The sequence below is a fragment of the Reyranella sp. genome (assembly GCF_004296935.1).
In the GTDB taxonomy this organism is placed as follows: Bacteria; Pseudomonadota; Alphaproteobacteria; order Reyranellales; family Reyranellaceae; genus Reyranella.
In genome coordinates this window covers 15,437-40,817 of record NZ_SCVH01000122.1, presented here as the reverse complement: position 1 = coordinate 40,817, position 25,381 = coordinate 15,437, and the positions used below count along the sequence as shown (strand labels likewise).

At 67.5% G+C, this 25,381-nt stretch carries 23 protein-coding genes and 1 other RNA gene; 11 read left to right on the top strand and 13 right to left on the bottom strand.

Features of this window, described 5'->3' with window-relative positions:
• The 3 genes from ssrA to EPO55_RS17505 form a co-directional block, all read left to right on the top strand.
• Positions 1 to 114: a transfer-messenger RNA gene (ssrA, locus tag EPO55_RS17515) on the top strand; the annotation flags it as partial.
• A gap of 85 nt (positions 115 to 199) precedes the next feature.
• Positions 200 to 739 (top strand): ClpXP protease specificity-enhancing factor SspB, encoded by a 540-nt coding sequence (locus tag EPO55_RS17510; RefSeq protein ID WP_296338330.1) that lies wholly within the window; start codon positions 200 to 202, stop codon positions 737 to 739.
• Positions 740 to 802: 63 nt separating this feature from the next.
• Complete coding sequence (locus EPO55_RS17505) at positions 803 to 2,419, top strand: fumarate hydratase (protein WP_296338329.1); 1,617 nt, start codon at positions 803 to 805, stop codon at positions 2,417 to 2,419.
• A gap of 102 nt (positions 2,420 to 2,521) precedes the next feature.
• On the opposite strand, the gene EPO55_RS17500 is transcribed toward EPO55_RS17505, so the two are convergent.
• Positions 2,522 to 3,076 carry a hypothetical protein gene (locus EPO55_RS17500; protein WP_296338328.1) on the bottom strand — a complete coding sequence of 185 codons (555 nt, stop codon included), beginning with the start codon at positions 3,074 to 3,076 and terminating at the stop codon, positions 2,522 to 2,524.
• A 238-nt stretch (positions 3,077 to 3,314) separates the two neighbouring features.
• On the opposite strand from EPO55_RS17500, the gene EPO55_RS17495 reads away from it, so the two are divergent.
• Positions 3,315 to 3,992: a VOC family protein gene (locus EPO55_RS17495; protein WP_296338327.1), complete on the top strand. Its 678-nt coding sequence runs from the start codon at positions 3,315 to 3,317 to the stop codon at positions 3,990 to 3,992.
• 18 nt (positions 3,993 to 4,010) lie between these two features.
• Here the strand turns inward: EPO55_RS17495 and EPO55_RS17490 are convergent, their stop codons facing one another.
• Both EPO55_RS17490 and typA read right to left on the bottom strand, forming a co-directional pair.
• The gene (locus EPO55_RS17490) at positions 4,011 to 4,391 is read right to left on the bottom strand and encodes a DUF6481 family protein (protein WP_296338326.1); all 381 of its coding nucleotides are present in this window, start codon (positions 4,389 to 4,391) and stop codon (positions 4,011 to 4,013) included.
• A 12-nt stretch (positions 4,392 to 4,403) separates the two neighbouring features.
• Complete coding sequence (gene typA, locus EPO55_RS17485; RefSeq protein WP_296338325.1) at positions 4,404 to 6,236, bottom strand: translational GTPase TypA; 1,833 nt, start codon at positions 6,234 to 6,236, stop codon at positions 4,404 to 4,406.
• Positions 6,237 to 6,354: 118 nt separating this feature from the next.
• On the opposite strand from typA, the gene EPO55_RS17480 reads away from it, so the two are divergent.
• On the top strand, positions 6,355 to 6,585 hold the full coding sequence (locus EPO55_RS17480; protein WP_296338324.1) for a ribbon-helix-helix domain-containing protein: 231 nt from the start codon (positions 6,355 to 6,357) through the stop codon (positions 6,583 to 6,585).
• Here EPO55_RS17480 and EPO55_RS17475 read toward each other — a convergent pair.
• Positions 6,572 to 7,402: a nitroreductase family protein gene (locus EPO55_RS17475; protein WP_296338323.1), complete on the bottom strand. Its 831-nt coding sequence runs from the start codon at positions 7,400 to 7,402 to the stop codon at positions 6,572 to 6,574. The genes EPO55_RS17480 and EPO55_RS17475 overlap by 14 nt on opposite strands.
• Positions 7,403 to 7,411: 9 nt before the next feature.
• Complete coding sequence (locus EPO55_RS17470) at positions 7,412 to 10,621, bottom strand: AsmA family protein (RefSeq protein WP_296338322.1); 3,210 nt, start codon at positions 10,619 to 10,621, stop codon at positions 7,412 to 7,414.
• A gap of 68 nt (positions 10,622 to 10,689) precedes the next feature.
• Here EPO55_RS17470 and EPO55_RS17465 point away from each other — a divergent pair, with 68 nt between their 5' ends.
• Positions 10,690 to 10,875 (top strand): DUF4169 family protein, encoded by a 186-nt coding sequence (locus EPO55_RS17465; protein ID WP_296338321.1) that lies wholly within the window; start codon positions 10,690 to 10,692, stop codon positions 10,873 to 10,875.
• 5 nt (positions 10,876 to 10,880) lie between these two features.
• On the opposite strand, the gene EPO55_RS17460 is transcribed toward EPO55_RS17465, so the two are convergent.
• The 5 genes from EPO55_RS17460 to EPO55_RS17440 form a co-directional block, all read right to left on the bottom strand.
• Positions 10,881 to 11,387, bottom strand: coding sequence for a helix-turn-helix domain-containing protein (locus tag EPO55_RS17460; protein ID WP_296338320.1), 507 nt, complete (start codon positions 11,385 to 11,387; stop codon positions 10,881 to 10,883).
• Positions 11,388 to 11,425: 38 nt separating this feature from the next.
• Positions 11,426 to 12,592, bottom strand: a complete 1,167-nt coding sequence (gene nhaA / locus EPO55_RS17455) for a Na+/H+ antiporter NhaA (protein WP_296338319.1) — start codon at positions 12,590 to 12,592, stop codon at positions 11,426 to 11,428.
• A 71-nt stretch (positions 12,593 to 12,663) separates the two neighbouring features.
• Positions 12,664 to 13,413, bottom strand: a complete 750-nt coding sequence (locus EPO55_RS17450; protein WP_296338318.1) for a Bax inhibitor-1/YccA family protein — start codon at positions 13,411 to 13,413, stop codon at positions 12,664 to 12,666.
• Positions 13,414 to 13,547: 134 nt separating this feature from the next.
• On the bottom strand, positions 13,548 to 16,064 hold the full coding sequence (locus tag EPO55_RS17445; RefSeq protein WP_296338317.1) for an FtsX-like permease family protein: 2,517 nt from the start codon (positions 16,062 to 16,064) through the stop codon (positions 13,548 to 13,550).
• Complete coding sequence (locus tag EPO55_RS17440) at positions 16,061 to 16,723, bottom strand: ABC transporter ATP-binding protein (protein WP_296338331.1); 663 nt, start codon at positions 16,721 to 16,723, stop codon at positions 16,061 to 16,063. Before EPO55_RS17440 ends, EPO55_RS17445 begins: the two co-directional genes overlap by 4 nt.
• Positions 16,724 to 16,807: 84 nt before the next feature.
• Between EPO55_RS17440 and EPO55_RS17435 the strand changes: the two genes are divergently transcribed.
• A complete protein-coding gene (locus EPO55_RS17435) occupies positions 16,808 to 17,518 on the top strand; it encodes an arylesterase (RefSeq protein WP_296338315.1) in 711 nt (236 codons plus the stop codon).
• Positions 17,484 to 18,029, top strand: a complete 546-nt coding sequence (thpR, locus tag EPO55_RS17430) for an RNA 2',3'-cyclic phosphodiesterase (protein WP_296338314.1) — start codon at positions 17,484 to 17,486, stop codon at positions 18,027 to 18,029. The genes EPO55_RS17435 and thpR overlap by 35 nt, the downstream gene beginning before the upstream one ends.
• Here the strand turns inward: thpR and EPO55_RS17425 are convergent.
• Both EPO55_RS17425 and EPO55_RS17420 read right to left on the bottom strand, forming a co-directional pair.
• A complete protein-coding gene (locus EPO55_RS17425; RefSeq protein ID WP_296338313.1) occupies positions 18,026 to 19,069 on the bottom strand; it encodes a hypothetical protein in 1,044 nt (347 codons plus the stop codon). The two genes, thpR and EPO55_RS17425, sit on opposite strands and share 4 nt — an antisense overlap.
• Positions 19,066 to 20,067, bottom strand: a complete 1,002-nt coding sequence (locus EPO55_RS17420; RefSeq protein WP_296338312.1) for a tripartite tricarboxylate transporter substrate binding protein — start codon at positions 20,065 to 20,067, stop codon at positions 19,066 to 19,068. Before EPO55_RS17420 ends, EPO55_RS17425 begins: the two co-directional genes overlap by 4 nt.
• 54 nt (positions 20,068 to 20,121) lie before the next feature.
• Between EPO55_RS17420 and EPO55_RS17415 the strand changes: the two genes are divergently transcribed.
• Positions 20,122 to 22,269, top strand: coding sequence for a N,N-dimethylformamidase beta subunit family domain-containing protein (locus tag EPO55_RS17415; RefSeq protein WP_296338311.1), 2,148 nt, complete (start codon positions 20,122 to 20,124; stop codon positions 22,267 to 22,269).
• Here EPO55_RS17415 and EPO55_RS17410 read toward each other — a convergent pair.
• A complete protein-coding gene (locus EPO55_RS17410; protein ID WP_296338310.1) occupies positions 22,253 to 22,738 on the bottom strand; it encodes a low molecular weight protein-tyrosine-phosphatase in 486 nt (161 codons plus the stop codon). The two genes, EPO55_RS17415 and EPO55_RS17410, sit on opposite strands and share 17 nt — an antisense overlap.
• A 35-nt stretch (positions 22,739 to 22,773) precedes the next feature.
• On the opposite strand from EPO55_RS17410, the gene EPO55_RS17405 reads away from it, so the two are divergent.
• Positions 22,774 to 23,517, top strand: a complete 744-nt coding sequence (locus EPO55_RS17405; RefSeq protein ID WP_296338309.1) for an NAD-dependent deacylase — start codon at positions 22,774 to 22,776, stop codon at positions 23,515 to 23,517.
• Positions 23,518 to 23,546: 29 nt separating this feature from the next.
• Positions 23,547 to 25,349 (top strand): acyl-CoA dehydrogenase family protein, encoded by a 1,803-nt coding sequence (locus EPO55_RS17400; RefSeq protein WP_296338307.1) that lies wholly within the window; start codon positions 23,547 to 23,549, stop codon positions 25,347 to 25,349.
• Positions 25,350 to 25,381 lie beyond the last annotated feature (32 nt).

The following is a 25,381-nucleotide window of genomic DNA, read 5'->3' as shown; positions in this document are numbered from 1 at the left end:
CCGTGACGGGCCATTCACAAGTGCTAACGATAACACCGTTACACTCGCTGCTGCCGCCTAAACAGCGGACGTAAGCGCGGTCCGGGGGGCACCGGGCAACAGAAGCCCCCCACTTTCCTTCCACTGCAATGCCCGCTATTGGCATCGTTGACTCTCCCACCACGCGGGCCGATGGTTCGCGTAGATTTTCCGACAGGCCATGAACGATCGCTTTCACTACGACGCTCTCGTCGACGATGCGCTGCGCAGCGTCGTGCGCCGCGTGCTGACTCAAGTGGCGGAAAAAGGCCTGCCCGGCTCTCACCATTTCTACATCAGCTTTCGCAGCACCGATCCCGGCGTCGAACTGCCGGAGTATCTGCGCGCCAAGTACCCGGAAGAAATGACGATCGTGCTCCAGCACCAGTACTGGGATCTGGTCATCGGCGAGGAATCGTTCGAGGTGACGGTGAGCTTCAACAAGCAGCAGGAGCACATCAAGGTGCCGTTTGCCGCCTTGTCGGCCTTCGTCGATCCCTCGGTGCGCTTCGGCCTGCAATTCGACCGCAAGGAAAAGGCGGCGGGCGACAAACCCCAGGGGGCTGCCGCTCCGCCGACGCCCCTGCCGGCACCCGACAAGCGGCCGGCGCAGACCGGCCCGGACGGGACCGAGGACAAGCCCGTGGACGCGTCGGCCGAGGCCAAGCCCGAGGACGCCGCCTCCAAGATCGTCAAGCTCGACAGCTTCCGAAAGAAGTAGATAGACGCCGCAGCGCGGCTGCGGCAGGGATGCCGGCGCCGAGCGCAGCGGCCAGGAGAGACCATGCCCGAATTCCAGTTCCAGCAGATGTTCCCGAGCGGCCCGGACACGACGCCCTACCGCAAGCTCAGTTCCGATTTCGTCGGCACCACGACGTTCAACGGCCGCGAGGTGCTGACGGTCGATCCGGCCGCCCTGACGCTGCTCACAGCCGCGGCGTTCCACGACATCTCGCACCTCCTGCGTCCGGGGCACCTGGCGCAGCTGCGCGCGATCCTCGACGACGGCGAAGCCTCGGCCAACGACAAGTACGTGGCGCTGGAGCTCCTGAAGAACGCCAATATCTCGGCCGGTGGCGTGCTGCCGATGTGCCAGGACACCGGCACGGCGATCGTGATGGGCAAGAAGGGCCAGGCGGTATGGACCGGCGGCGGCGACGAGGCGGCGATCGCCAGCGGCGTCTACAAGACCTACACCGAGACCAACCTGCGCTATTCGCAGGTCTCACCGCTCTCGATGTTCAAGGAAGTGCAGACCGGCACCAACCTGCCGGCACAGATCGACATCTACGCGACCGACGGCGACGCCTACAAGTTCCTGTTCATCGCCAAGGGCGGCGGCTCAGCCAACAAGACCTATCTGCACCAGCAGACGCCGGCGGTCCTGAACGAGGCCGCCCTGCTGAAATTCCTCGATACCCAGATCCGAACGCTCGGCACCGCGGCCTGCCCGCCCTACCACCTCGCCATCGTGGTCGGCGGCACCTCGGCCGAGATGAACCTGAAAACCGTCAAGCTCGCCTCGACCCGCTACCTCGACGACCTGCCGAGCGATGGCAACGACAAGGGCGTGGCCATCCGCGACCGCGAGATGGAGAAGAAGGTGCTGGAGCTCACCCGCCAGATGGGCATTGGCGCCCAGTTCGGCGGCAAGTATTTCTGCCACGACGTGCGCGTGATCCGCATCGCCCGCCATGGCGCCTCGGTGCCGATCGGCATCGGCGTCTCCTGCTCAGCCGACCGTCAGGCCGTGGGCAAGATCACCAAGGACGGGATTTTCCTGGAACAGCTCGAGCACAATCCGGCGCAGTTCCTGCCGGAGATCGAGCCGAAGCAGCTCTCCGGCGACGTCGTCTCGGTCAACCTCGACAAGGGCATGGCGCACACGCTGTCGGTGCTCACCAAGCACCCAGTGAAGACGCGCGTGAACCTCAGCGGCACGCTGATCGTGGCCCGCGATTCGGCGCACGCGAAGCTGAAGGAACGCCTCGACCGCGGCGAGGGCCTGCCCGACTACTTCAAGCAGTTCCCGGTCTACTACGCCGGCCCTGCCAAGACCCCGACCGGCATGGCCTCCGGCTCGTTCGGCCCGACCACGGCCGGCCGCATGGACTCCTACGTCGATCTCTTCCAGGCCAACGGCGGCTCGATGGTCATGCTGGCCAAGGGCAACCGCAGCAAGCAGGTCGTCGATGCCTGCAAGAAGCACAGGGGCTTCTATCTCGGCTCGATCGGCGGGCCGGCGGCGATCCTGGCGCAGGACGTCATCAAGAAGGTCGAAGTTCTGGAATATCCCGAGCTCGGCATGGAAGCGATCTGGCGCATCCAGGTCGAGAATTTCCCGGCCTTCATCATTACCGACGACAAGGGCAACGATTTCTTCAGCGACCTGAAGATCTAGGCAAAAAAGACCCCGGACGGTTTCCCGTCCGGGGTCTTCTGCTGCTGTCCAACGACGATCCGTCAAATCCCCAGATGGCGGATCATCGCCCTTCCAAACTTTCTAGCCGCGGCAGCCGTCTTCCTTGGCGCACCACTTGTCGATCCAGACATTGCCGTGGCGCGCGTTGATGACCTGCAGCCACTCGCCGCGGCAGCCGAGCACGCGGAACTTCATATCGTCGCCCTCGATCGTCGTGAGCGCGCGGCCCATCAGGCCGGGCCGGCTGTAGACGGTGATCGGGCCGTCGACGCGGGCGTCGACCGTGAGCAGATCGGCCGGCACCCAGCCGTAGGGCTCCATCGCCCCGGCATCGAGCGCGCGATAGTCGCCCGCCGTGCTGAGCGCGATCCGCGCCCAGCCGCTCTGGCTCGCCGTCACCGTCACGACCGACCGTGCCGGATCGATCCGGGTGCCGTTGCGCCCCGCCAGCGCGCCGATCACCGCCCCCTCGGGCGTCGGCTCGGAGCGAACGGGAACGGCTTCGCCGCGATGGAGTGTCGCGTAGGCTTGCGTTGGTGTGCACGTACCGGACAGGCCGGTGCTGGCATCGACCGAGCGCTCGAGGACGGCAAAGCCCGCGAGCACGGCGATCGTGCCGATCATGGCGCGAATCATCGTAGTTCCTTCCCACATTTTCGGGCGGCAGATCCCCATCTGCCGACCCCTTCACCCACTGCCCTTCTAGCAACCGCCTCGGGCTGGAGTCGTGATGGGGTTTGTAAGAGTTGTTTCGAAGCATGCGATCGCCCGAAAATGCGATTCACGAAGGCGATTCAATAGCTTCTAGCGACTTGATAAGGTTTTACCTAAGAACTGATCGTGGCTTTTTCGTGCACCGCGTTACACTGGCGCCATGAATCTCGCCAAACAGCACATCGATGTCGGCCTGTTCTCCACCAAGCGCGATGAGCAGCTCGCCTTCTGGCAGCAGACCGTGGGCCTGCCCTACGACCACATGGGCAAGGTGGGCGGCGGCGTACAGCAGCATCGCCATCACATGAACGGCTCGATCCTCAAAATGAACCATTCGCGTGATCCCCTGCCCGCGGCGGCGCCCTCGGGCATCGTCGGCCTCGAGATCGCGCGTGAGGGCCTCGCCGCGCCACAGCGACTGGCCGATCCCGACGGCAACAAGGTGAGCCTGGTGCCGAAGGGCACGAACGGCGTCGAGGGCATCGCGGTCCTGCTGCGGGTCAACGACCCTGTCGCGCACGACCGCTTCTGGACCGAGGCCATGCAGTTCGAGCGCGCGGGCGAGCGTCGCTACCGCTGCGGCGACTCGCTGATCGTCATCGCCGAGCAGGGCAAGGTCGAACGCAGCCCGGAATGGCGCGGGCCGGGCTACCGCTACACGACGGTCCAGGTATGGGACTGCCTCGCCGAGTACGCCGGCATCCTGGCGCGCGGTGGCACGTCGGGCGGCGAGCCCCGGATCCTGGGCGAGACGGTGCGCTATGCCTTCGTCTGCGATCCCGACGGCAACCATATCGAGATCAGCCAGCGCGCCTCGCTGACCGGCGGGAAGCTCTGAAGTCGTCCGACGCGAGAGCTACTTCTTGCGTGCCTTGCGGGCGGCGTAGCGGGCGTCGCGGGCGGCTTTCTGCTCGGCCTCGCTCAGCACCACCTTGACCGGCCGGCGGGCTTCGCGCTCGGCCGCGGCGGCGGCTTCGGCAGCCGCGGCCGCCTCTGCGGCAGCGGCTTTCGCCGCCTCGCGTTCAGCAACGACGCGCGCCTGCTCGGCCTGCTTGGCAGCCCGGCGCTCGGCCTCGCGGGCGTCGCGGGCGGCAGCGATGGCAGCGCGCTCTGCGAGACGGGCGGCAAACTCCGGATCGTTGGCGGGATCCTTGGCCCGGGCCTTCTCGAGCAGGGCCTGCTTGGCCTTGGCTGCCGTTTCCAACCGATCTGCGAAGTCTATCTTTCTGCCGCTCATCTTTCTTCGTTCCTATTCCGCCGCTTGCGCGGACGACTCTTTCTTGGCGCGCTTGCGGTCTTCCAGTTTCAGGTGGCGCTTGCGCAGCCGGATGGACTTGGGCGTGATCTCGACCAGCTCGTCCTCTTCAATGTAGGCGATCGCCTGTTCGAGCGACATCTTGCGCGGCGGCGTGAGCTTCACGGCCTCGTCCTTGCCGGCGGCGCGGATGTTGGTGAGCTGCTTGCCCTTGAGCACGTTCACTTCGAGATCGTTGCCGCGGCTGTGCTCGCCGATGATCATGCCCATGTACACCGGCACGCCGGGATCGATGAACATCGGGCCCCGCTCCTCGAGGTTCCACATCGCGTACATCACCGCGTTGCCCGGCGCATTGGCGATCAGCGCGCCGTTGCGGCGGCCGGCGATCGGGCCGCGATAGGGGCCGTATTCGTGGAAGATGCGGTTCATCACGCCGGTGCCGCGCGTGTCGGTCAGGAACTCGCCATGATAGCCGATCAGGCCGCGCGACGGGGCATAGAACACCAGGCGGGTCTTGCCGGCACCCGAGGGCCGCATGTCCTGCAGCTCGCCCTTGCGCATGGAGATCTGCTCGACCACGGCGCCGGTATAGGCGTCGTCGACGTCGATCACGACTTCCTCGATCGGCTCGAGACGCTGGCCAGTCTTGGGATCGGTCTGGAACAGCACGCGCGGGCGGCCGACGGCAAGTTCGAAGCCCTCGCGACGCATGGTCTCGATCAGCACGCCGAGCTGCAATTCGCCGCGGCCGGCAACCTCGTAGGAATCGGCGTTCTCGGTGTCGGAGACGCGGATGGCGACGTTGCCTTCGCCCTCGCGCATCAGGCGCGCCCGGATCATGCGGGTCGTGACCTTGTCGCCTTCGGTGCCGGCCAGCGGCGAGTCGTTGACCGAGAAGGTCATGGCGAGCGTCGGCGGATCGACCGGCTGCGAGGCGATCGGCTCGCTGATCGTGAGGTCCCCGATGGTGTCGGCCACGGTGGCGATCTTGAGGCCGGCGACGGCGACGATGTCGCCCGCTTCGGCGATGTCGAGCGACATGCGCTCGAGGCCGCGGAAGGCCAGCACGCGGGTGATGCGCGTCTGCTCGAGCTCCGTGCCGTCGCGCGACAGTGCCTTGATCATGGTGTTGGGCTTGACCGAGCCCGACAGGATGCGGCCGGTCAGGATGCGGCCGAGGAAATTGTCGGCCTCGAGCGTCGTCACCAGCATGCGGAAGGCGGGATCGGGATCGATCTTGGGCGCCGGCACATGCTTCACGACCAGGTCGAACAGCGGCTCCATGTCCTTGTGCTCGGCCTCGAGCGAGGTCGCGGCCCAGCCCTGGCGGGCCGAGGCGAAGAGGGTCGGGAAGTCGAGCTGCTCGTCGCTGGCTTCCAGCGCCGAGAACAGGTCGAACACCTCGTCGTGCACCTCATGGGCGCGGGCGTCGGAGCGGTCGACCTTGTTGATCAGGACGATCGGCTTCAGGCCGAGGCGCAGCGCCTTGCCGAGCACGAACTTGGTCTGGGGCAGCGGCCCTTCGGCCGCGTCGACCAGCAGCACCACGCCGTCGACCATCGACAGGATGCGCTCTACCTCGCCGCCGAAGTCGGCGTGGCCCGGCGTATCGACGATGTTGATGCGCGTACCCTTCCAGACAACCGAGGTCGCCTTGGCAAGGATGGTGATCCCGCGCTCGCGCTCGAGGTCGTTGGAGTCCATGGCGCGCTCGGCGACCTGCTGATTGTCGCGGAACGTGCCGCTCTGCTTCAGCAGGCAATCGACCAGTGTGGTCTTGCCATGGTCGACGTGCGCGATGATCGCGACGTTGCGGATATCCATAATACTACTTTGTCCGGAGGGGATTGTTGGGCGCGCTTATACGCACGCTCTGTGACGGCGGCAAGGCGGGTTGAGGGGGCGTGTTGCCGCTCCCCAGGGCCGCTGCCACAGTCCCGGCATGCGCAAACGCTCGGTCACCATCGACGGCCACCGGACCAGCATCTCGCTGGAAGATGCCTTCTGGGCCGAGCTTTCCGAGATTTCCCGGGCGCGTGGCCTGTCCCTCAACGCCCTGGTGGCCGAGATCGACCATGCCCGAAGCGCCGGGGCGGTCCCGCCCAACCTGTCGAGCGCCCTTCGTCTCCACGTGCTCGACGAACTGAAAAAACGAACAATCAGTCGAGTTTGAAGCCCTTGGCGCGCACGAATGCGCCGAAATCGGCCCGCTCCGGAACCGAATATTGCCGCGCCTTGTCCTCGGACCAGCCATAGACCGGGGCCTCGCCGAACTTGTCGACGAAGCGCTGGGTCTTGTAGGGCTGCGTCTCGTTGCGCCTGAGGTCGTAGGCGGCGACCTTTTCCCGGAGCCCGGTCTCGTCGTAGCGGTCCCGGTGGATCGACACGTCGAGGCCGAGCCTGGGGCTCATCACCCCCTCGAAGGACGGCCAGCCGATCCCCAGCCCGGCCACGGGGAACACATGCGGCGGCAGGCCAAGCACATCGGATACCTGGGCGGCATGGTTGCGAATCTGGCTGATCGGGCAGGTCCCCAGCCCGACCCGGTCGGCGGCGGCAATGAAGGTCGCGAGCACGATGCCGGCGTCGACCGCGGCATTGAAGAACGGGTCGAGATAGTCGTTCACGAAGGGCCGGCCGCGCCATTCGAAGAGGAGCCGGTGGCGACGGTTGTTGCCGCAGAAGACCAGCAGCGCCGGCCCCGCCTTGGCCCAGGGATTCTCCGGGATCAGCGCCTCGAGCTTGGCGCGCTGGCCCGTGTCGGTCACGATCACGATGTCGGCCTGCTGCAGGTCGCTCTTGGACGGCGCCGACAGCGCCACCGCGCAGAGCGTCTCGAGCAAGGCGGGATCGAGCGGCTTGTCGGCGTAGCGCCGCACGACGCGGCGATTGGCCATGTCGGCCAGGACCTCGACGCCTTTCGGCACCTCCTTGAGCGCAGGTGCGGACCCGAACCGCGCCCTGAGCGTCGTCAGCAATCGATCGAGCAAGGTGTCTCCTCAGCGGCCGAACAGGCCGGGTATGTTGGGAATGGGAATGCTCGGGATCGACGAGCGCCCCGGCACCGGGATCTGCTCCAGCTGCTTCACACCCGGCAGGGTGCTTATCATGCCCGGCGGGTCCTTGGCGGTGCCGCGCGTGACGTTGAACGATGGCGACGACATCGACCCGCGCACCGTGGTGATCAGGTACGGCGCCGAGCCGTCTTCGGCGATCATGAAGTTGATCGTCGTGTCGGTCGTCGAGTTGCCGAAGTTGGTGCGGGTCGCGACGTGGGCGGTCGCCCGGTTACCCTGGACGACCAGGTTCCGGTCGGTCAGCACGCCACCCGCGATGTCGACCCGGCCCGAGATCGGGCTGTCGTGATTGACGAAGCGGTTCAGCACCAGGGCGATGGCATTCAGGATATTGCCGACGCCGACGCCGCCCTTCTGGCCGACGGCGCCCAGGACGTTGCCCAGGGTCTGGTCGATCACGCCACCGGCGGCGCCGGCAGCCGCTCCACCCAGCACCTGCAGCGCCTTGTCGGCGCCGGCGAAGATGTGGCCGCTCAGCTGCGCGCCGCCCGCCATCGAACTCTTGATCTGGTCCGATGTCGCTCCGCCGCCGCGCACCGTGATGCCGCTGGCATTCAGCCGGCCGTCGATCGTCACCTTCACGCCGCCGCCGAACTGGTTGGTACCCGAGGTGCTGCGCAACGCCTCGCCGACATAGATGCCGCTGGCATCGCCCTTGAAGTCGAAGGACAGCGTCGGCTGGCTGCCGTTGACCACGCCGGATAGCGCCAGCGACCCGCCATACAGCGCGCCCTTGAAGTGCGAGACGGTCAGCACGCCGTCCTTGAGCGTGGCCGCGAGGTCGGCGTTGCCGATGCGCAGCGGCGCACTGATCAGGGTTCCCGCCACCAGCCTGAACGAGCCGTCGACGCTGCGCAGCGCCGCGGTATCGATCGGCTGGGCGCCATGGCCGCGCGCCGGCGCGCGCGCCGGGGCACTGCCGCCGATCCTGTCGAGGTCGAGCACATTGGCCCGCAGATCGGCAGTGATGTTGGGCTTGCCCGTGAGCTTCACGTCGACCGACCCTTCGAGCGCCTGGCCGTTCAGCACGACATTGCCCTTGTAGGCCGCCGACTGGGGCGCGCCCTTGGAAATGCCAGGCAACGACAGCGTGCCGGTTGCCCGGATGCTGTGGCCCATGCCGTTGACCGCAAGTTCGCGCAAGCTGAGCTGCTCGAGGCTGCCCGCCACGCCGCCGCTCGCGCTCACCGCGCCGAGCCCGGCCGGCGCCGTGGCGCCGGCGAACTTCAGCAGCCGGGTCATGTCCGGCGCCTCGAAGTTGAAGGCGATGTCGGGACGCGGCTGGGCGGTGTCGTAGCCCGCCACCGTGCCGCGAACCGCCAGCCGGGCACCCAGCAGGTTCGACACCTTGACGTCGGTCAGGCGCAGCGTGCTGCCCTGCAGGGCGACGTCGACATCGATGCCGCCGATCGTCTCCTTTTGGTAGATCAGCCGGGCGATCCTGGCCTTGAGGCCGACCGTCGGTCCGGCCACGGCCGGCTTGGCGGAGGCCGCTGCCGGCGCCGCCGGCTTCTGTCCGGCGGCCGCCGGCGCGATGTAGGAATCGAGATCGAGCGTGTCGATCGCCAGGTTGGTCACGATCGACATCGGCACGCCGAAAGTGACGGTGATGCCGCCGCTGCCCTTGAGGTCGTCGAGTTCGAAGGAGGCGTCGCTCACCGCCACGTTGCCGCCGGTCGAGGACATCTTGCCCTTCATGCTGAGGCGGGTGAGTTTGGCCGCGGGAACGGACGAGACGTCGACGTCGAGCCACGCCAGGGTCTCGCGCAGCTTGGGGCCGAGCAGGCTGAAATCGCCCGATACCGCCGGCCGCGACGGGTCGCCCGTCATGGTCGAGCGCGCCTGGAGCGTCATGTCGCCCGGCAGGGTCGCGGTGAGCTTGGGAACGGCGACTGCACCGCCCCGCGCCTCCAGTTCGATCGCCACATTGCGGATCGGCTTCTTGTTGTAGATCACCTCACCGACATCGAGCGCCAGATTGGCCCTCAGGTTGGCGGGAAAACCGCTCCCGGTCGCCGCGCGGGTGGCAGGCGTGCTCCGTGCCGCGGTCGCGGCCGGCGGCACGGTCGCTGCGGCGGGCGCCGGCGTCGCAGGTCGCGCCAGCGTCGCCAACCACCGATCGAGATCCAGCCGCGGCACCACGAGCTTGCCGTCGAGCGCCAGCGCCGGCTTCAAGGTCACCGACAGCGAGCCCGAGCCATTGTCCTCGCCCAGCGCCATCTTGAAGTCCTTGGCCGCTAACGCCGTCTGCGAGACGTCGATGGCGCCGTCGAAATTGAACTTGCCGGCGAGCAGCGGCGGCAGGGCGGGCTCGGGCTGGCCACCAAGCCGCACCAGCGTGCCGATGAACGTCGTCAGTTGTTCGGTGGAGACCGACGCGATGCCGGCCAGCCGGGCGTTCGGCCCGAGTTCGCTCAACGTCCCCTTGAAGGAGAGCTTGCCGCCGCCCGCCTCGAGGGAGACATCGGCGTTGTGTCCAGCCGCGCTCCTGGCGCTCAGGGCGAGGTCGAGCTTGAGCGGCGAGCCGTTCACGGTGGCCCCTCCCGCCAGGGCATAGGGTCCGTCGAGTGAGCCGACCGATGCCGAGAAATTGGCCTTCTCGGCCACCACCGAGAGTCCGTCCTTGGAGTCGCTGAAGATGAGCGTGCCGTTCTCGATGGTGAATCGGCCGAGCGACAGCGGCTTGGCCGAACCGGGCTTGGCCGCCGCCGGCTTGGCTTCGGCCACCGACGGCGTGAACTCCCAATTCGGCTTGCCCTCGGCGTTGACCTCGAGAACGATCTTGGGCTCGATCAGGGTCACCTCGCTCGCCTCGAGACCGCCCGCCAGCAGGGCGAGCAGCGAGGGTTTCACGATGACCGATTTCACCTCGACCATGTTCGCGTTCTTGGAACCCGGCACGTTGAAGAACTTCACGCCGCTGATCGAAATCTCCGGTATCGGAAGCAGCGACAGCTTGATGGGACCGTCGAGCACGAGATCGCGGCCCGTCGCCTTCTTCACCTCGGCGGCGATCACGGGCTTGTAGGAATTGACGTCGATGAGCAGGGGCGCTGCGATCAGCGCCACAATCAGCAGGCCGACGATGCCACCGCCGCCGACCAAAACCTTCTTGCGCATGGATGGGGTCATGGAACGCTCCTGTCGTTCGGCTCGACGAAACACTAGCGCATCGCCCCGCAGCGCGGCATAGAGAAAAAATGGCCGAGATCGTCAACCTGAGGCGCGTGCGCAAGGACAAGGCACAGCGCGACCGCGAGAACGAAGCCGACGCCAATCGCCGGCGCTTCGGCCGCACCAAGGCGGAGAAGACGACCGATAGGGACGCAGAGATCCGCGCGCGCCGGTCGCTCGCCGGCAAGCAGCTCGAGCCCGAGAAGCCCTGACCGCGCTAGCGTGGCGGGCGGTTCAGCGTCAGGCGTTCGAAGAAGGCACGCGTGCCCTGGTCGGCGCCGGGCCCGGCGACGGCGCGCACATTGGTGAGTTCGATCCGCCGGCCGCTCTCGGCATCGATCAGCACGGGATCGAGCGGTCGGCCGTCGCTGCGGTCGACGAGATCCATCGGCTTGCCGCTGCGTGCCGCTGCACCATGGCGGTCGCCCCACTGTTTCAAGCCGACGATGACGGTGAACAGCGCCGCACCCTTGTCGGTCAGGCGGTATTCATGGCGCAGCGGCCGCTGGCGGTAGGCAGTCTTGCGAAAGACGCCAGCCTCGACGAGTTTCTTCAGCCGCGCCGTCAGTACATTGCGGGCGATACCGAGATTCTCCTGGAATTCGTCGAAGCGCCGCACGCCGTAGAAGGCGTCGCGCACGATGAGCAGCGTCCACGGCTCCCCCACGACGTCGAGCGCCGAGGCGATCGAACAGTTCATCTGCTCGTAGGATGTGCGCCGCATGATGGCGAAAGTATAGACCGCGACGAGCGTCGCGCAATCTAGGTCCGCGACGGCCAGCGCAGCACGGCGTAGCCGACCAGCGCCGACAACAGCGAGCCCGCCAGGACGCCCAGCCGGACCTGCGATTCGTGCGCCGCATCGGCGAAAGCCAGCGTGCCGATGAACAGGCTCATGGTGAAGCCGATGCCGCCCAGGATTGATACGCCATAGAGTTGGCGCCACGTGGCGCCCGCCGGCATTGCAGCCCAGCCGAGTGCGATGAGGAGACCGGCACCCAGCACGATGCCCACCTGCTTGCCGACGAACAGGCCGGCCACGATGCCGAGCGGTACCGGCTCGAAGAGGCTTGCCAGCGATAGATCGCCGAGCGAGAGCCCGGCGTTGGCGAAAGCGAAGACCGGCATGATGAACCAGGCCGACCACGGCTTCAGCGCATGTTCGAGATGGATGGCAGGCCGCGCCGCGTCGGCCTCGCCGGCCGACTTGAGCGGGATGAACATGGCGAGCACGACGCCCGCCAGCGTGGCGTGCACGCCCGATTTCAGCACCGACACCCAAAGGACCACGCCGATCAGCATGTACGGTCCGATCCGCCGCACGCCGGCCCGGTTGAGGATCGCCAGTACCACGATGCAAACGCCCGCCCCGGCCATCGCCTCGAACGAGAGATGGCGGGTATAGAAGGCCGCGATGATCAGGATGGCGCCGAGATCGTCGACGATCGCAAGCGTGGTCAGGAAGACCTTCAGGGCGAGCGGTACGCGGCTGCCCAGCGCCGCCAGCACGCCGAGCGAAAAGGCGATGTCGGTCGCGGCTGGAATCGCGAAGCCGCGCAGGGCCACGGGGTCGCCCCAGTTGAACGCCACATAGACCAGGCCCGGCACGATCATGCCGCCCGCCGCCGCCACGATGGGCAGCGCCACCTGCGAGGGCCGCGACAGCTCGCCCTCGACGACCTCGCGCTTGATCTCGAGGCCGACCAGCAGGAAGAACACCGCCATCAGCCCGTCGTTGATCCACAGCAGCAGCGGCTTGGACAGGCCCACCGGGCCGTAGGCGATCGTGAGCTTGTCCGCGAGCAGCCCGTGGATCGTGCCGGCGAGCGGCGAGTTGGCCAGCACCAGCGCCAGCACCGCCGCGGCCAGCAACGGCAGCGCCGACGCCGCCTCGCTGTCGATGAATGCCTTCAACCGGTTCGTGCGCACGTCATTGTTCCCGGACAGCAAAACGCCCGGGCCTTTCGACCCGGGCGTCTCGGTGGAAAATCAGATCCCGGCTATTCGCGTTCCTGGCCGAGGAAGCTCATGAGGAACTGGAACAGGTTCACGAAGTCGAGGTAGAGGCTCAAGGCGCCGAAGATGGCGATCTTCTCGGCCATGTCGGTGCCCCACGCGTCGGCATACTGCTCCTTGATCTTCTGGGTGTCGTAGGCGATCAGCCCCGAGAAGATCAGCACGCCGGCGGCGGAGATGATGAAGCTCATCGTGCCCGACGGCCAGATCATGTTGACGAGGCCGGCCAGGATGAGACCGACGACGCCCATGAACAGGAACTTGCCCATCGCCGTCAGGTCGCGCTTGGTGGTGTAGCCGTAGAGGCTGAGCGCGCCGAAGGCGGCGGCCGTCACGAAGAAGGTCCGTGCGACCGAGGCGCCGGTGTAGCGGAACAGCACCAGCGACAGGCTGACGCCCATCAGGGCGGTGACCGCCCAGTAGACGGCCTGGATTGCGCCGACGCTCATCGTGGCGGCGCGGAACGAGACCAACAGCAAGAGGCCGAGCGGCGCGAAGATCGCGATCCAACCCAGCATGTTGAGACCGACGACGCGGCCCGCCTGGAGCTGGAAGAACATGCCTGCGAGCTCCGGCGAGCTGAACAGGCCGAAGGCCACGATGCCCGACAGCGCGAGCCCCGAAGCCATGTAATTGTAGACGCGCACCATGTGGGCGCGCAGGCCGACATCGAACGACGCCTGGTCGGCAATCGTGCCGGCTCGATTAAAGGTGTCGAAGTTCGGATTTGCCATTTTGGTTCAAGCCTCCAGAGGGCCTCATTGACGAGCCCTTCGTTGACCAATCTGGGCACTCAGCCCGTGTGAATCAATAGAGATTAGAGCCTTGAATTGTTTCGTTTTACTTTCAAAACTAGGAGAATTTCGCTTCATTCATTGCGAAGCAAGGCGAGCGGACGCTGCCGGAGTGCCGCCAGGGTGCCCGCCAGACCGAAAGCCAAAGTGAGCGCCATGGCGCCCAAGGCGACGGCGACGGCGACCGTCGGCAGGAACGTCCAGTCGAGCCCCATCAACCGGCTGACCACCAGCCAGGCGCCCAAGGTGCCGACGCCGAGCGCCGCCACTGCCGTGGCGAGACCCAGGAAGGCGAATTCCCAGGCGAAGATCCCGGCGATGCGCGCCCGCGTCGCCCCCAGCACCTTCATCACCACGGCCTCGTGCACGCGGCGCCGCTGGGTCGCGAGCATGGCGCCGGCCAGCACCAGCACGCCGGCCAGGATGCTGAGGAAGCCGATGACCCGCGTCGCAAGGCCAATGTTGCCGAGCACGCCGGTGGCGGTCTCGATGGCGTCCCGGATCCGGACCACAGTGACGTTGGGGAACTGGTCGGTGACGGCCTTGAAGATCGCGTCCTCGGCCTCGGGCGTGGATTTCACCGTGGCAAGGAAGGTGTGCGGGGCGCGGTCGAGCGTGCCCGGCGAATAGACGAAGACGAAATTGATGGCGAGCGTCGTCCACTCGATGCGGCGCAGCGAGGCGATCCTGGCCTCGATGTCGCGGCCCAGCACGTTCACCGTGATTGTATCACCGAGGCCGAGGCCGAAGGCCTTGGCCAGCGCCTCGTCGAACGAGATGAGCTGGGGCCCGCGATAATCGACCGGCCACCATTCGCCGGCCACGATGCGCGAGCCCTCGGGCGGTGTTGCCGAATAGGTGACGCCGCGGTCGCCCTCCACGGCCCAGCGCGATTCCGACGGCACGGCGATCTCGTTCACCGACTTACCACCGATCCTGACGATGCGGCCGCGCAGCGACGGCACCTTGTCGAGCGCGCCGGCCCCCGACACCGCGGCGATCGCCTTCTCGAAGGCCGGCATCTGGGTCGACTGGATATCGACGAAGAAGAAGGCGGGCGCATCGCTCGGGATGCGACGCATGAGCTGTTCGCGGAGATTGCCCTCGATCAGTGCCGTCGCCACCAGCACGGTGAGGCCGAGCCCCAGCGACAGCATGACGATGGGCGTCGGCGCGCCGGGACGATGGAGATTGGCCAGCGCCAAACGAAGCCCGGCGAGCCTGGGCTTGCCGGCACGCGCCGCCGCCAGCATGACCAGGCGCGCCAGCAGCGGGAAGGCAATGAAGGCGCCGACCGCGCCCAGCACGAACCAGGCCGCGATGCGCCGGCTGTCGGATGTGAAGATGGTGAAGGCCGCCAGCGTCATGGCCACTGCACCGATTGCCAACGCATCGCGCCAGACGAGCCGGCCCTGCCCGACCACGGCGCCGCGCATCAGGGTAGCGGCCGGCACCCGGCGCGCCCGCATCAGCGGCACCAGGGCGAACAGGAGAGAGACAAGCAGGCCGAAGACCGCCGCGATGGCCAATGGCCGGAAGTAGAGAGAAATCCGTGCCCGTACCGGCAGCAGGTCGGCGATCAGCGCCTCGGCCACGAAGGGCAGCCCCGCCCCCACGGCGACGCCGATGGCGACGCCCAGGATCGCGAGCGCCGCGAGCTGGAGGAAATAGGTGGTGAAGACCAGCCGTTCCGGCGCGCCCAGGCACTTCAGGGTGGCAATGGTGTGCAGGCGGCCGGCCAGAAAGCTCGAAATCGCATTGCCGACGCCGACACCGCCCACCAGCAGCGAGGCGAGGCCGACCAGGCCGATGAACTGGGTGAGGCGATCGAGCCAGTTGCGGATGCCGCCGCCGGCATCGGCCAGGCCCCTCACCCGCCAGCCGGCGTCGGGATAGCGCGTCGTCAGCGCCTGGATGGTGGCCATGTCGGAGCCGCCCGGCGCCAGCCGCAGACGATATTCCCAGTTGAGCAGGCTGCCCGGCTGCACCAGCCCTGAGTCGATCACCGCCTCGAAGGACATCATCAGGCGCGGACCGAGGCTCGCGAAGGCGTTCAACCCGCGGTCCGGCTCGCGTGCGATCACACCACGCACCTCGACCGTCACTTCGCCGATCCGCAGCCGGTCGCCCAGCACCAGGTTCATGCGGCGAAGGGCTGCCTCCTCGACCACGGCGCCCCAGACGCCGTCACGGCGCGCCAGTGCCTCGGCCAGCGAGCCGCCGTCCTTCAGTTCGAGCGTGCCGTAGAGCGGATAGGCCTGCTCCACCGCCTTGAGCTGGACCAGGGTCGTGCGGCCATCAGGCTTCAGCGGACGCGCCATGGCACGGCTGTCGATCCAGCGCACGAACTGGCCGCGTTCGCGCAGGAAGGCCATCTGCTCGGGCGTCGCCTCGCGATAGAGCAGCGAGACCGCGACGTCGCCGCCCAGGATCTCCCGCGCATCGGCACGCAGACCTTCTTCGATGGCGCGGCTGAAGGACAGGATGGCGGCGATCGCGGTGACGCCCAGCGCCAGGCAGGCGATGAACAGGCGGAAGCCGCCCAGGCCGCTCCGCATCTCGCGCCGGGCGAGCCGGAAAGCGAGGTTCATTGGGCCGCCAGCGAAACAGCCGTGCGTTCGTCACTGACCACGATGCCGTCAGCAATGCGCAGGATGCGGTCGCAGCGTTCGGCCAGCGCCAGGTCATGGGTGATCAGGATCAGGGTCGCGGCATCGGCGCGCGCCAGCTCGAACAACAGGTCCATGACCTGCTTGCCGGTGGCGCCGTCGAGATTGCCGGTCGGCTCGTCAGCCAGCAGGAGCTTGGGCCGGCCGACGAAGGCGCGCGCCACCGCGACGCGCTGCTGCTCGCCGCCCGAAAGCTGCGCCGGATAATGGCCGATGCGGTGGCCAAGGCCGACGCGCCTGAGCGCCGCTTCGGCCAACTCGAAGGCATCGCCACGGCCGGCGAATTCGAGCGGCAGCGCCACGTTCTCGTGCGCCGTCATGGTGGGAATGAGGTGAAAGCCCTGGAACACGATGCCGATATGGTCGCGCCGGAGCCGCGCGCGGTCGTCGTCGTCGAGCGGCCCGAGATCCTGGCCCGCAACCTCGACACGACCCGACGAGGCCCGCTCCAGCCCGCCCGCCACCATCATCAGGCTCGACTTGCCGGCGCCCGATGGCCCCACCACCGCCGCAATCTCGCCGGCGGCGATGTCGAGCGTAACGCCGCGCAGGATATTGACCGTGCCCGCATCGCTTGCCATGTCGAGATGGACGTCGGTGAGGCGGACGATTGCCGCAACTGTGGCCGTGACGGTGGCGGTCAAGAAAGCTCCGGGTAAGGGACGATGATCTTCGGCATTGGATATGGTGGTTTTGCGGCAGCGGTCAATTCACGGATCTCGGCGTTTCTGGCGCTGGTCCTGTGTCTGGCGGCGGCGACCGGGCATACGCAAAGCGGGCCGGCACAAAGCGGGACGGTCAAGATCGCCGTCCTGGGCGACAGCCTGGCCGCGGGCTATGGGGTGAAGCCCGAGCAGGCTTTCCCGGCCCGCCTGCAGGCGGCCCTTCAGCGCCGCGCGCGCAATGTCACGATCCTCAACCATGGCGTCTCGGGCGACACCACGGCGGGCGGCGTCGAGCGCATCGACTGGATGCTGGCCGACAAGCCCGACATCGTGCTGGTGGAACTGGGCGGCAACGACGCGCTGCGCGGCTCCGACCCGGCCGGCACCGAGCGCAACCTCGACGCCATCCTCACCAAGCTGAAGGCGGCCGGCGTCACGGTATGGCTGGCCGGCATGCTGGCGCCGCGCAACTTCGGCCCGGAATATGCCGCCCAGTTCGACGGCCTCTACAAGAGGCTGGCCGAAAAGCACGGCGTGCCGCTCTATCCCTTCTTCCTCGACGGCGTGGCGCAGGACCCGGCGCTCAACCAGGCCGACGGCATCCATCCCAATCCCAAGGGCGTCGACATCGTGGTCGAGCGCATCCTGCCGTTCATCACCAAGAACCTCGACGACTATGCCACGCCTGTTCGTAGCCCTCCCCGTCCCTGAGGAGATCGCCGACGAGCTGGCGACGCTGCAGTCGGGCGTGCCCGACGCGCGCTGGCAGACGGCGGAGAATCTCCATGTGACGCTCTGCTTCTGCGACGAGGTCCAGGGCTCGGTCATGCGCGACCTGGAAGAGGAGCTGGGCGACATCGCGGGCCCGCGCTTTTCGCTGGCGCTGGCCGGCGTCGAACAGTTCAGCGCCGGCAAGCAGCCCCGCGCCCTGGTGGCGCTGGTGCAGAAGAGCGACCAGCTCGACTGGCTGCAGCAGAAGGTGGCGACCGTGGCGCGCAACTGCGGCATCGAAATCGAGCGCCGCAAGTTCCGCCCGCACGTCACCCTGGCGCGCTTCCCCGCCGGCGCGGAGACCGGCCATCACATCGCCCAGTTCATGGCCAGCCACTCGACCTTCCGGTCGACGCCCTGGGTGGCCGAGCACTTCTCTCTCTATTCAAGCCGGCGCGGCCGCGGCGGGCCGATCTATACCGAAGAGACGACCTACCATCTGACCTTCTAGACGAACGTCAGTAGCCGCCGCGGGTTGCCGACCAGGATGGCGTCGATCTCGGCCTCGCTATAACCGCGCTTCTTCATCATCGGCACGACGTTGCGGAAGATGTGGCCGTAGCCGTGGCCGCCGAAGCTCGCCAGCCGCGTGCGGTAGCAGATGTCGTGGCTGATCACGACGCGCTCGAGATGGCCGTGCGAGATCAGCGCCCGGATCAGTTTCAGCCGCGTGGCGTCGTTCGGCATGTCGATGTCGGAAAGGCCGTAGTAGCTCGCCTCCTGGCCGAACAGGTCGAACTCGATGGTGACGCCGGAGTCGGCGAGCCTGAGCAGCCGCGCCTCGTCGAAGATGGTGCGGTCGATGTGGCTGATGACGATGCGCTCGGTCGGATGGCCACTGGCCTTGATGAAGTCGGCGACCTCCTGCGGCTGATCGGGATCGCGGCCGGGATGAACGTTGATCGCGGCGCCCGTCTCGGCGGCGGCAACAAGCGCCGCCTGCATCACCCGCTTCTCGGTGTCGGTCCACGGCGAGGTGCAGCCGATCTCGCCGATCATGCCGGCGCGGATGTCGGTGCCCCAGGCGCCGTCCAGGATCTGGCCGATCATTTCGGCGGCGAAATCGTCGACCGCGCGGCCGTGGTTCCTGGGGTCCTGGTAGTCGTTGACGTAGTAGCCGCAGCCCATGATCAGGTGCACGCCAGTGCCGGCGGCGATGCGCTGCAGCCCTTTGGGATCGGGCGAGAGGCCGCCGCAGGTCAGCTCGACGATGGCATCGCCGCCCTCGTGCTTCATCATGCGGACCTCGCGGGTGGCGATGTCCTCGAGGTCGAGCATGTACTTGCGGCCGGCCCGCTTGATGCCGTGGCCGTGATTGATCTGCCAGACATTCTCCAGCGTGATCTCGGGCCCGAGATCGTTGTCGCCACGTGTCGCCGGCGGACGGATGTCGCAGAGCACGTGCTCGTGCATCAGAGTCCGCCCCAGCGCCTCGGGCGCGATCGGCCCGAGGACGGTCTGAATCTTTCCCTTCAACCCGTCGCGTGTCATTGCGGCTCCAGCTTGGCCGCTTCGATCACCTTCTTCCACTTCGCGTTCTCGGCCACCATGTGCCTGGTGAGCGCCTGGGCGTCACCAACCAGTTCCGAGGCGCCGGCGTCGCGGATCTTCTTGATCACCGCTTCGGACCTGGTGCCCTTGACGATGTCGTCGGAGAGTTTCTTGACGATCTCGGGCGGCGTGCCCGCGGGCGCCGCGACGTACCACCAGGGCGCGGCGTCGAAGCCGGCGTAGCCCTGCTCGGCGATGGTCGGAATGTTCGGCGCCGCGAACCAGCGCTTGGCCGAGCTCACGCCCAGGGCGCGCAGCGCCCCCGACTGGAGGTGCTGCAGGTAGGGCGGCAGGTTGTCCATGGTGTCGAGGATGTGACCGGCCAGCAGGTCCTTCATGACCAGCGAGCTGCCGCGATAGACGACATGCTCGAGCTTGATGCCGGCCAGGCTGGACAGATACTCCATCGCCAGGTGCCCGGTGCCGCCGACGGCCGGCGAGCCGTAGCTCACCTTGTTGGGGCCCTGCGCCTTGCAGTAGTCGACGAACTCCTTGAGCGTCTTGGCCGGGAAGCTCGGATGGACGGCCAGCACGTTCGCCACCTCGCCGACCAGCGCCACCGGTGCGAAGCTCTTCACGCTGTCGTAGGGCATGGTCTTGTAGAGATACTGGTTGGTGACGGCGGTGCCGACCGTGCCCAGCAGCAGGGTCATGCCGTCGGGGGCTGCCTTCGCCACCAGCTCGGCACCGACATTGCCACCGGCCCCGGTCTTGTTATCGACCACGAAGGTGCCGCCCATCTGCTCGGTCAGGAGCTGGGCCACGACGCGGCCCAGGATATCGGTGGTGCCGCCGGCTGCGAAGGGCACGACGATGCGCACGGTCTTGCCGCCGGGATAGGCGCTCGCGCCGGCACTTTGGGCCCAGCCGTGCCGCGCCAGCATCGGCGCGGCGAGCGCAGCAGCAATCGCGGTGCGGCGGCGGATCATCTTGGACATGGCATTACTCCCTGGGTTCGGGCGACTATATCGGCCGCTCAGAGGGAGACCAACGTGACAGCACCGCTAGTCGGCTATGCCGACCGCATCTCGGTACGAAGCGGCGAAAACATCGCCTTCAAGGTCTCGAGCACGGGACCGGGTCCGTACAACGCCATGCTGGTGAAGATCGTTCGCGGCGATCCCAATCCCGGCGGACCGCCGGCCAAGCTGGAGGATATGTCCGATCTTTTCGACGGCCGCTTCGCCTCGCGCGAGCAGCGCGCCTGGCCCGGCTCCTATGCGCTGGTCGATGGCGGCAAGGCCGTGAAGTTGCCCGCGGCGCTCGGCGTCGAAGCCTTGATCTGGCCGACACTGCCCGCGGACGGACCGCAAACGGTCCTGTCACGCCGCGATCCCGAGTCGGGCGCGGGCTTCGCGCTCGTTCTCACGCCCGAGGGCATGGCGCTCGAGGTCGGCGGCGCGCGGGTCGTGGTCGGCAAGCCCCTGCGCACGCGCATCTGGTATCGCGTCTGGGCGAGTGCCGATCCCGTGACCGGCACGCTGCGTGTCGGTCAGCAGCCGCTGAAGCGCGCCCACGCCGTCGACGACGAGGGCGAGGCGCAGACGACGGCGCCGCTGTCGCTCGACGCCGCCCGGCCGATCCTGATCGGCGCCGAGTCGGCCAAGGACCGCCCCGCCCAGCGCTGCTTCAACGGCAAGATCGAGGCGCCCGCGATCGCCGGCGTCGCGGCCTGGGACTTCGCTCGCCGCGGCGAGTCGATGGAGATCGAGGACACCGGCCCCAACGGTCTGCACGGCAGGCTGATCAACCTGCCGACGCGCGCCATGAAAGGCGCGGCCTGGACCGGCACGGAGCGCGACTGGCGCCGCGCGCCGCACCACTATGCCGCCATCCACTTCCATGACGACGACCTGCACGATTGCGGCTGGGCCGACGACTTCAGCTTCACCGTCCCGAAGGACATGCGCAGCGGCGTCTATGGCATGCAGCTGAGCTGCGGCACGCACCGCGACGTCATTCCCTTCTTCGTGCGGCCCCAGGTCGGCAAGCCGCAGGCCAAGGTCTGCTACCTCGCCTCGACCTTTACCTACCAGGTCTACTCGAACTTCTCGCGCGGCGTGTACGACGAGGCGTTCCGCAAGCGGGTGGCCGACTGGAAGGCCTATCCGCACAATCCCGACGACCACAAGGACTACGGCCTCTCGACCTACAACCATCACCGCGACGGCTCGGGCGTGGCCTATTCCTCGCACCTCCGGCCGCTGATCACCTGGCGGCCGAATTTCCTGAGCTTCAACGACGCCGCGGGCTCGGGCCTGCGCCATCTGCCGGCCGACACCCATCTCACCGGCTGGCTCGACCGCATGGGCGTGGCCTTCGACGTCGTCACCGACCACGACCTCGACGAAAAGGGCGTCGAGATCCTGGCGCAGTACAAGGTGGTGCTGACCGGCTCGCATCCCGAGTATCACACCAGCGGCACGCTCGACGCGCTGCAGGCCTATACCGAGACCGGCGGGCGGCTGATGTATCTCGGCGGCAACGGCTTCTACTGGCGGGTGGCGCTCTCCAGGAAAGTGCCGGGCGCCATAGAAGTGCGGCGCACGGAGGGCGGCATCCGCACCTGGGCGGCCGAGCCCGGCGAGTACTATCACGCCTTCGACGGCGCCTACGGCGGCCTGTGGCGGCGCAGCGACCGGCCGCCCAACCTTCTCTGCGGCATCGGCTTCTCGAGCCAGGGTACTTTCGTTGGCGACTCCTACCGCCAGTCGCCGGCGGCGCGCGACAACACGCACGCCTGGGTCTTCGAGGGCGTGAAGAACGAGCTGTTCGGCGGCTACGGCTTTTCCGGCGGCGGCGCGGCGGGCTTCGAACTCGACCGCCTCGACCATCGCCTCGGCAGTCCGCTCAACGCCGTGGTGCTGGCCTCGTCCGAAGGCCACGACCGCAAGAACTTCGTCGTCGTCCACGAGGAACGGCTGGGCTTCACCACCACCATTCCCGGCCAGACCCTGGAGGAGCTGATCCACGCCGACATGACCTATATCGAGAAGCCAAGCGGAGGCGCGGTGTTCTCGGTCGGCTCGATCACCTACTGCGGCAGCCTGCCCCACGACAAGTTCGACAACGACGTGTCGCGGCTCACCTTCAACGTGCTGAACCGGTTCGGCGAACTCGGGCTCAAATGGCCGTTCTGACCGCCGGCTTCACGCGCTCGAGCAGGCCCTTGCAGCCGGCTTCGATGAGGCTGAGGGCGCGTTCGAAGCCCGCCCTCGGTCCGCCGATCGGATCCGCCACGTCGACGACGCCCATCGGCGGCGCGAAACTCAGGAACAGCTTGGGTTTGCCGACCAGCGCGCGGGGCGCCAGCCAGCGCATCTCCACGAGATGGCTGCTGTCCATCGCCAGCGGGTAGTCGAAGTGGGCGACGTCGTCGCCCGTCACCTGGCGGGCGCGGATGTTCGAAATGTCGTAGCCGCGGCTGGCCGCGATCTCGAGCGCCGCCGGCGCCGGCGACTGGCCGACGAATTTTTCCGACGTTCCGGCCGAGGCGATCTCGAACGCATCGGCCATGCCGGCACGCTCGACCAGGGCGCGAAAAACGCCCTCGGCCATCGGTGAGCGGCAAAGGTTCGCGGTGCAGACGAAGAGGACCTTGATGGTCATGGCCTCCACCCTAGCACGGCGCTAGATTTCGCAACATGCATCAGGATTACTTCCCGCCCGGCATCGTGGTGCTGACCGGCGCGGGCATCTCCAAGGAAAGCGGCATCGACACCTTCCGCGACCCCGATGGGTTGTGGAACCGGGTCAACCTGGAGGACGTCGCCACCCTCGAAGGCTGGCATCGCGACAAGAAGAAGGTGCTCGATTTCTACAACGAGGCGCGCGGCCTTTTCCGGGCCGCCCAGGTCGCCCCCAACGCCGCCCACGATGCGCTGGCCCGCCTCGAGGCGAAGTACGGCGGCGACGTCACCATCGTCACGCAGAACATCGACCCGCTGCACGAGATGGCGGGATCGAAGAACGTCCTTCACATGCACGGCCGCGAGGGCGAAATCCGCTGCATGAAGTGCAGCACGGTATTCCCGTCCGACGCCGATCTGGCGATCGACTCGGTGTGCGCGAAGTGCGGCGCGGTGGGCGAGCTGCGACCCAACATCGTATGGTTCGGCGAGCAGCCGATGCATCTCGACGAGATCTACGCCGCGCTCGACAAGTGCGGCCTGTTCATGGCCATAGGGACCTCCGGTCAGGTCTATCCGGCGGCGGGGTTCGTGCTGCACGTCCGGCGCCGGGCGCGGGTCCGCACCGTCGAACTCAATCTCGAACCGACCGAGAACCAGACGCTGTTCCAGGACCACATCTACGGCCCCGCCACCCGGATCGTGCCGCCCTACGTCGAGCGCATCCTGGCCGAGGGCTGGAAGGCCGGGGGTTGGTAGTGGCGGCCGGCAAAGCAAAGGAGAGACGAATGCCCGACATGATGCCTGACCGGACGCACGACGTGAACGAGGGGCCGCACGGCGCACACCACATCGCGCCCGACGTCCACGGCCGGAATTTCTACGCCATCGACCGGCAGTTCCAGGACCTGGTCTCGCTCTACATGGAGCCCGGCCTGCGGGCGGCGATGACGCCCCACTTCGACCGGCTGGGCGCGCTCGCCGGCGGACGCCTCGACGACCTCGCCATGACGGCCGACAAGCACCCGCCGGTGCTCAATGCCCGCGACCGCTTCGGCCGCGACGAGGACTGGATCGACTACCATCCCGCCTACCGCGAGATGGAGAAGATCGCCTTCGAGGACTACGGCATGCACGCCATGAGCCATCGTGCCGGCGTGCTCGGGATGAAGGAGCCGGCGCATCCGCTGGTGAAGTACGGCATCACCTATCTCTTCGTGCAGGGCGAGTTCGGCCTGATGTGCCCGGTCTCGGTGTCGGACACCTCCAACTTCATCATCAAGCGCTACGGCTCCGACGCCCTCAAGAAACTGCTGCTCGACCGGCTGCTGAGCCAGGACCCAGCGACCATGCTGAAGGGCACGCAGTTCATGACCGAGAAGGCCGGCGGCTCCGACGTCGGCGCGCTCGAGACCGAAGCCGAACGGATCGGTGTCGGCCCCGATGGCGTCGAGCGCTGGAAGCTCTACGGCCAGAAATGGTTTTGCAGCCACGCCGACGCCGATGTCGCCGTGCTGCTGGCCCGTCCGCGCGGCGCGGCGCCGGGGACGCAGGGGCTCGGCCTGTTCGCCATGCCGCGACGGCTGGAAGACGGCAGCCGCAACAGCTACCGGATCGTGCGACTGAAGGACAAGCTCGGCACGCGCTCCATGGCCTCGGGCGAGATCGTCCTCGACGGCGCCATCGCCTATGCCGTGGGCGACGTCGGCCGCGGTTTCAAGCAGATGATGGAGCAGGTGAACCTGTCACGCTTGAGCCACGGCGTGCGCGCCGCCTCGATGATGCGCCGCTGCCTCAACGAAGCACTGGCGGCCGCGCGCGGCCGCCGCGCCTTCGGCCGCGCCACCAGCGAATATCCGCTGCTGCGCCGCCAATTGATGAAGATCATGCTGCCGACCGAGCAGGCGCTCTCCATGTACGCCTTCTCCGCCGACACGATGGGCAAGGCCGACAAGGGAGACAAGGACGCGGCGAACCTGCTGCGCATCCTGACGCCGGTCTACAAGTTCCGCGCCTGCCGCGACAACATCCCGGTCGCCAGCGCCGCCCTCGAGGTCAAGGGCGGCCTGGGCTACATCGAGGAATGGGTGACGGCGCGGCTGGTGCGCGACGCCCAGATCGGCACCCTCTGGGAAGGCACCTCCAACATCAACGCACTGGACGTGGTGCAGCGCGCCGTCGGCAAATCAGGCGGCCACAAGACGCTGGGCGCCGCGCTCAAGGCGAAGTACGAGCCGAGCGGCGCGCTCCCCGGCCAGTACAAGGGCCTGCTGGGCGCCACCCTCGACCGCGTCGAACGCTTCGCCGAGGCGGTCGCGTCAGATCCCAAGCACGAGAAGCGCTCCAGGCTGGCCGCGGGCGCCCTCTATCACGCCACGACGGCGGCGCTGCTGGCCTGGGAAGGCGCCACTCTCGGTGCGCAAGGCGGCGATGCCCGCCGGCTCCTGCTGTCGCGCCTGGTGATCGAACATCGCCTCGCGCCGCAGGACCCGCTGTCGCTCAGCGAGTCGCCATGGGAGCAGGAGGCGATGGACCTCCTGCTCGACGACGCGCCGGTGCCGCTGGCGCAGGCCGTGGCGCTGGTCGGCTGACCCCTCCGCCCCTTCGGGGCACCTCCCCCGCA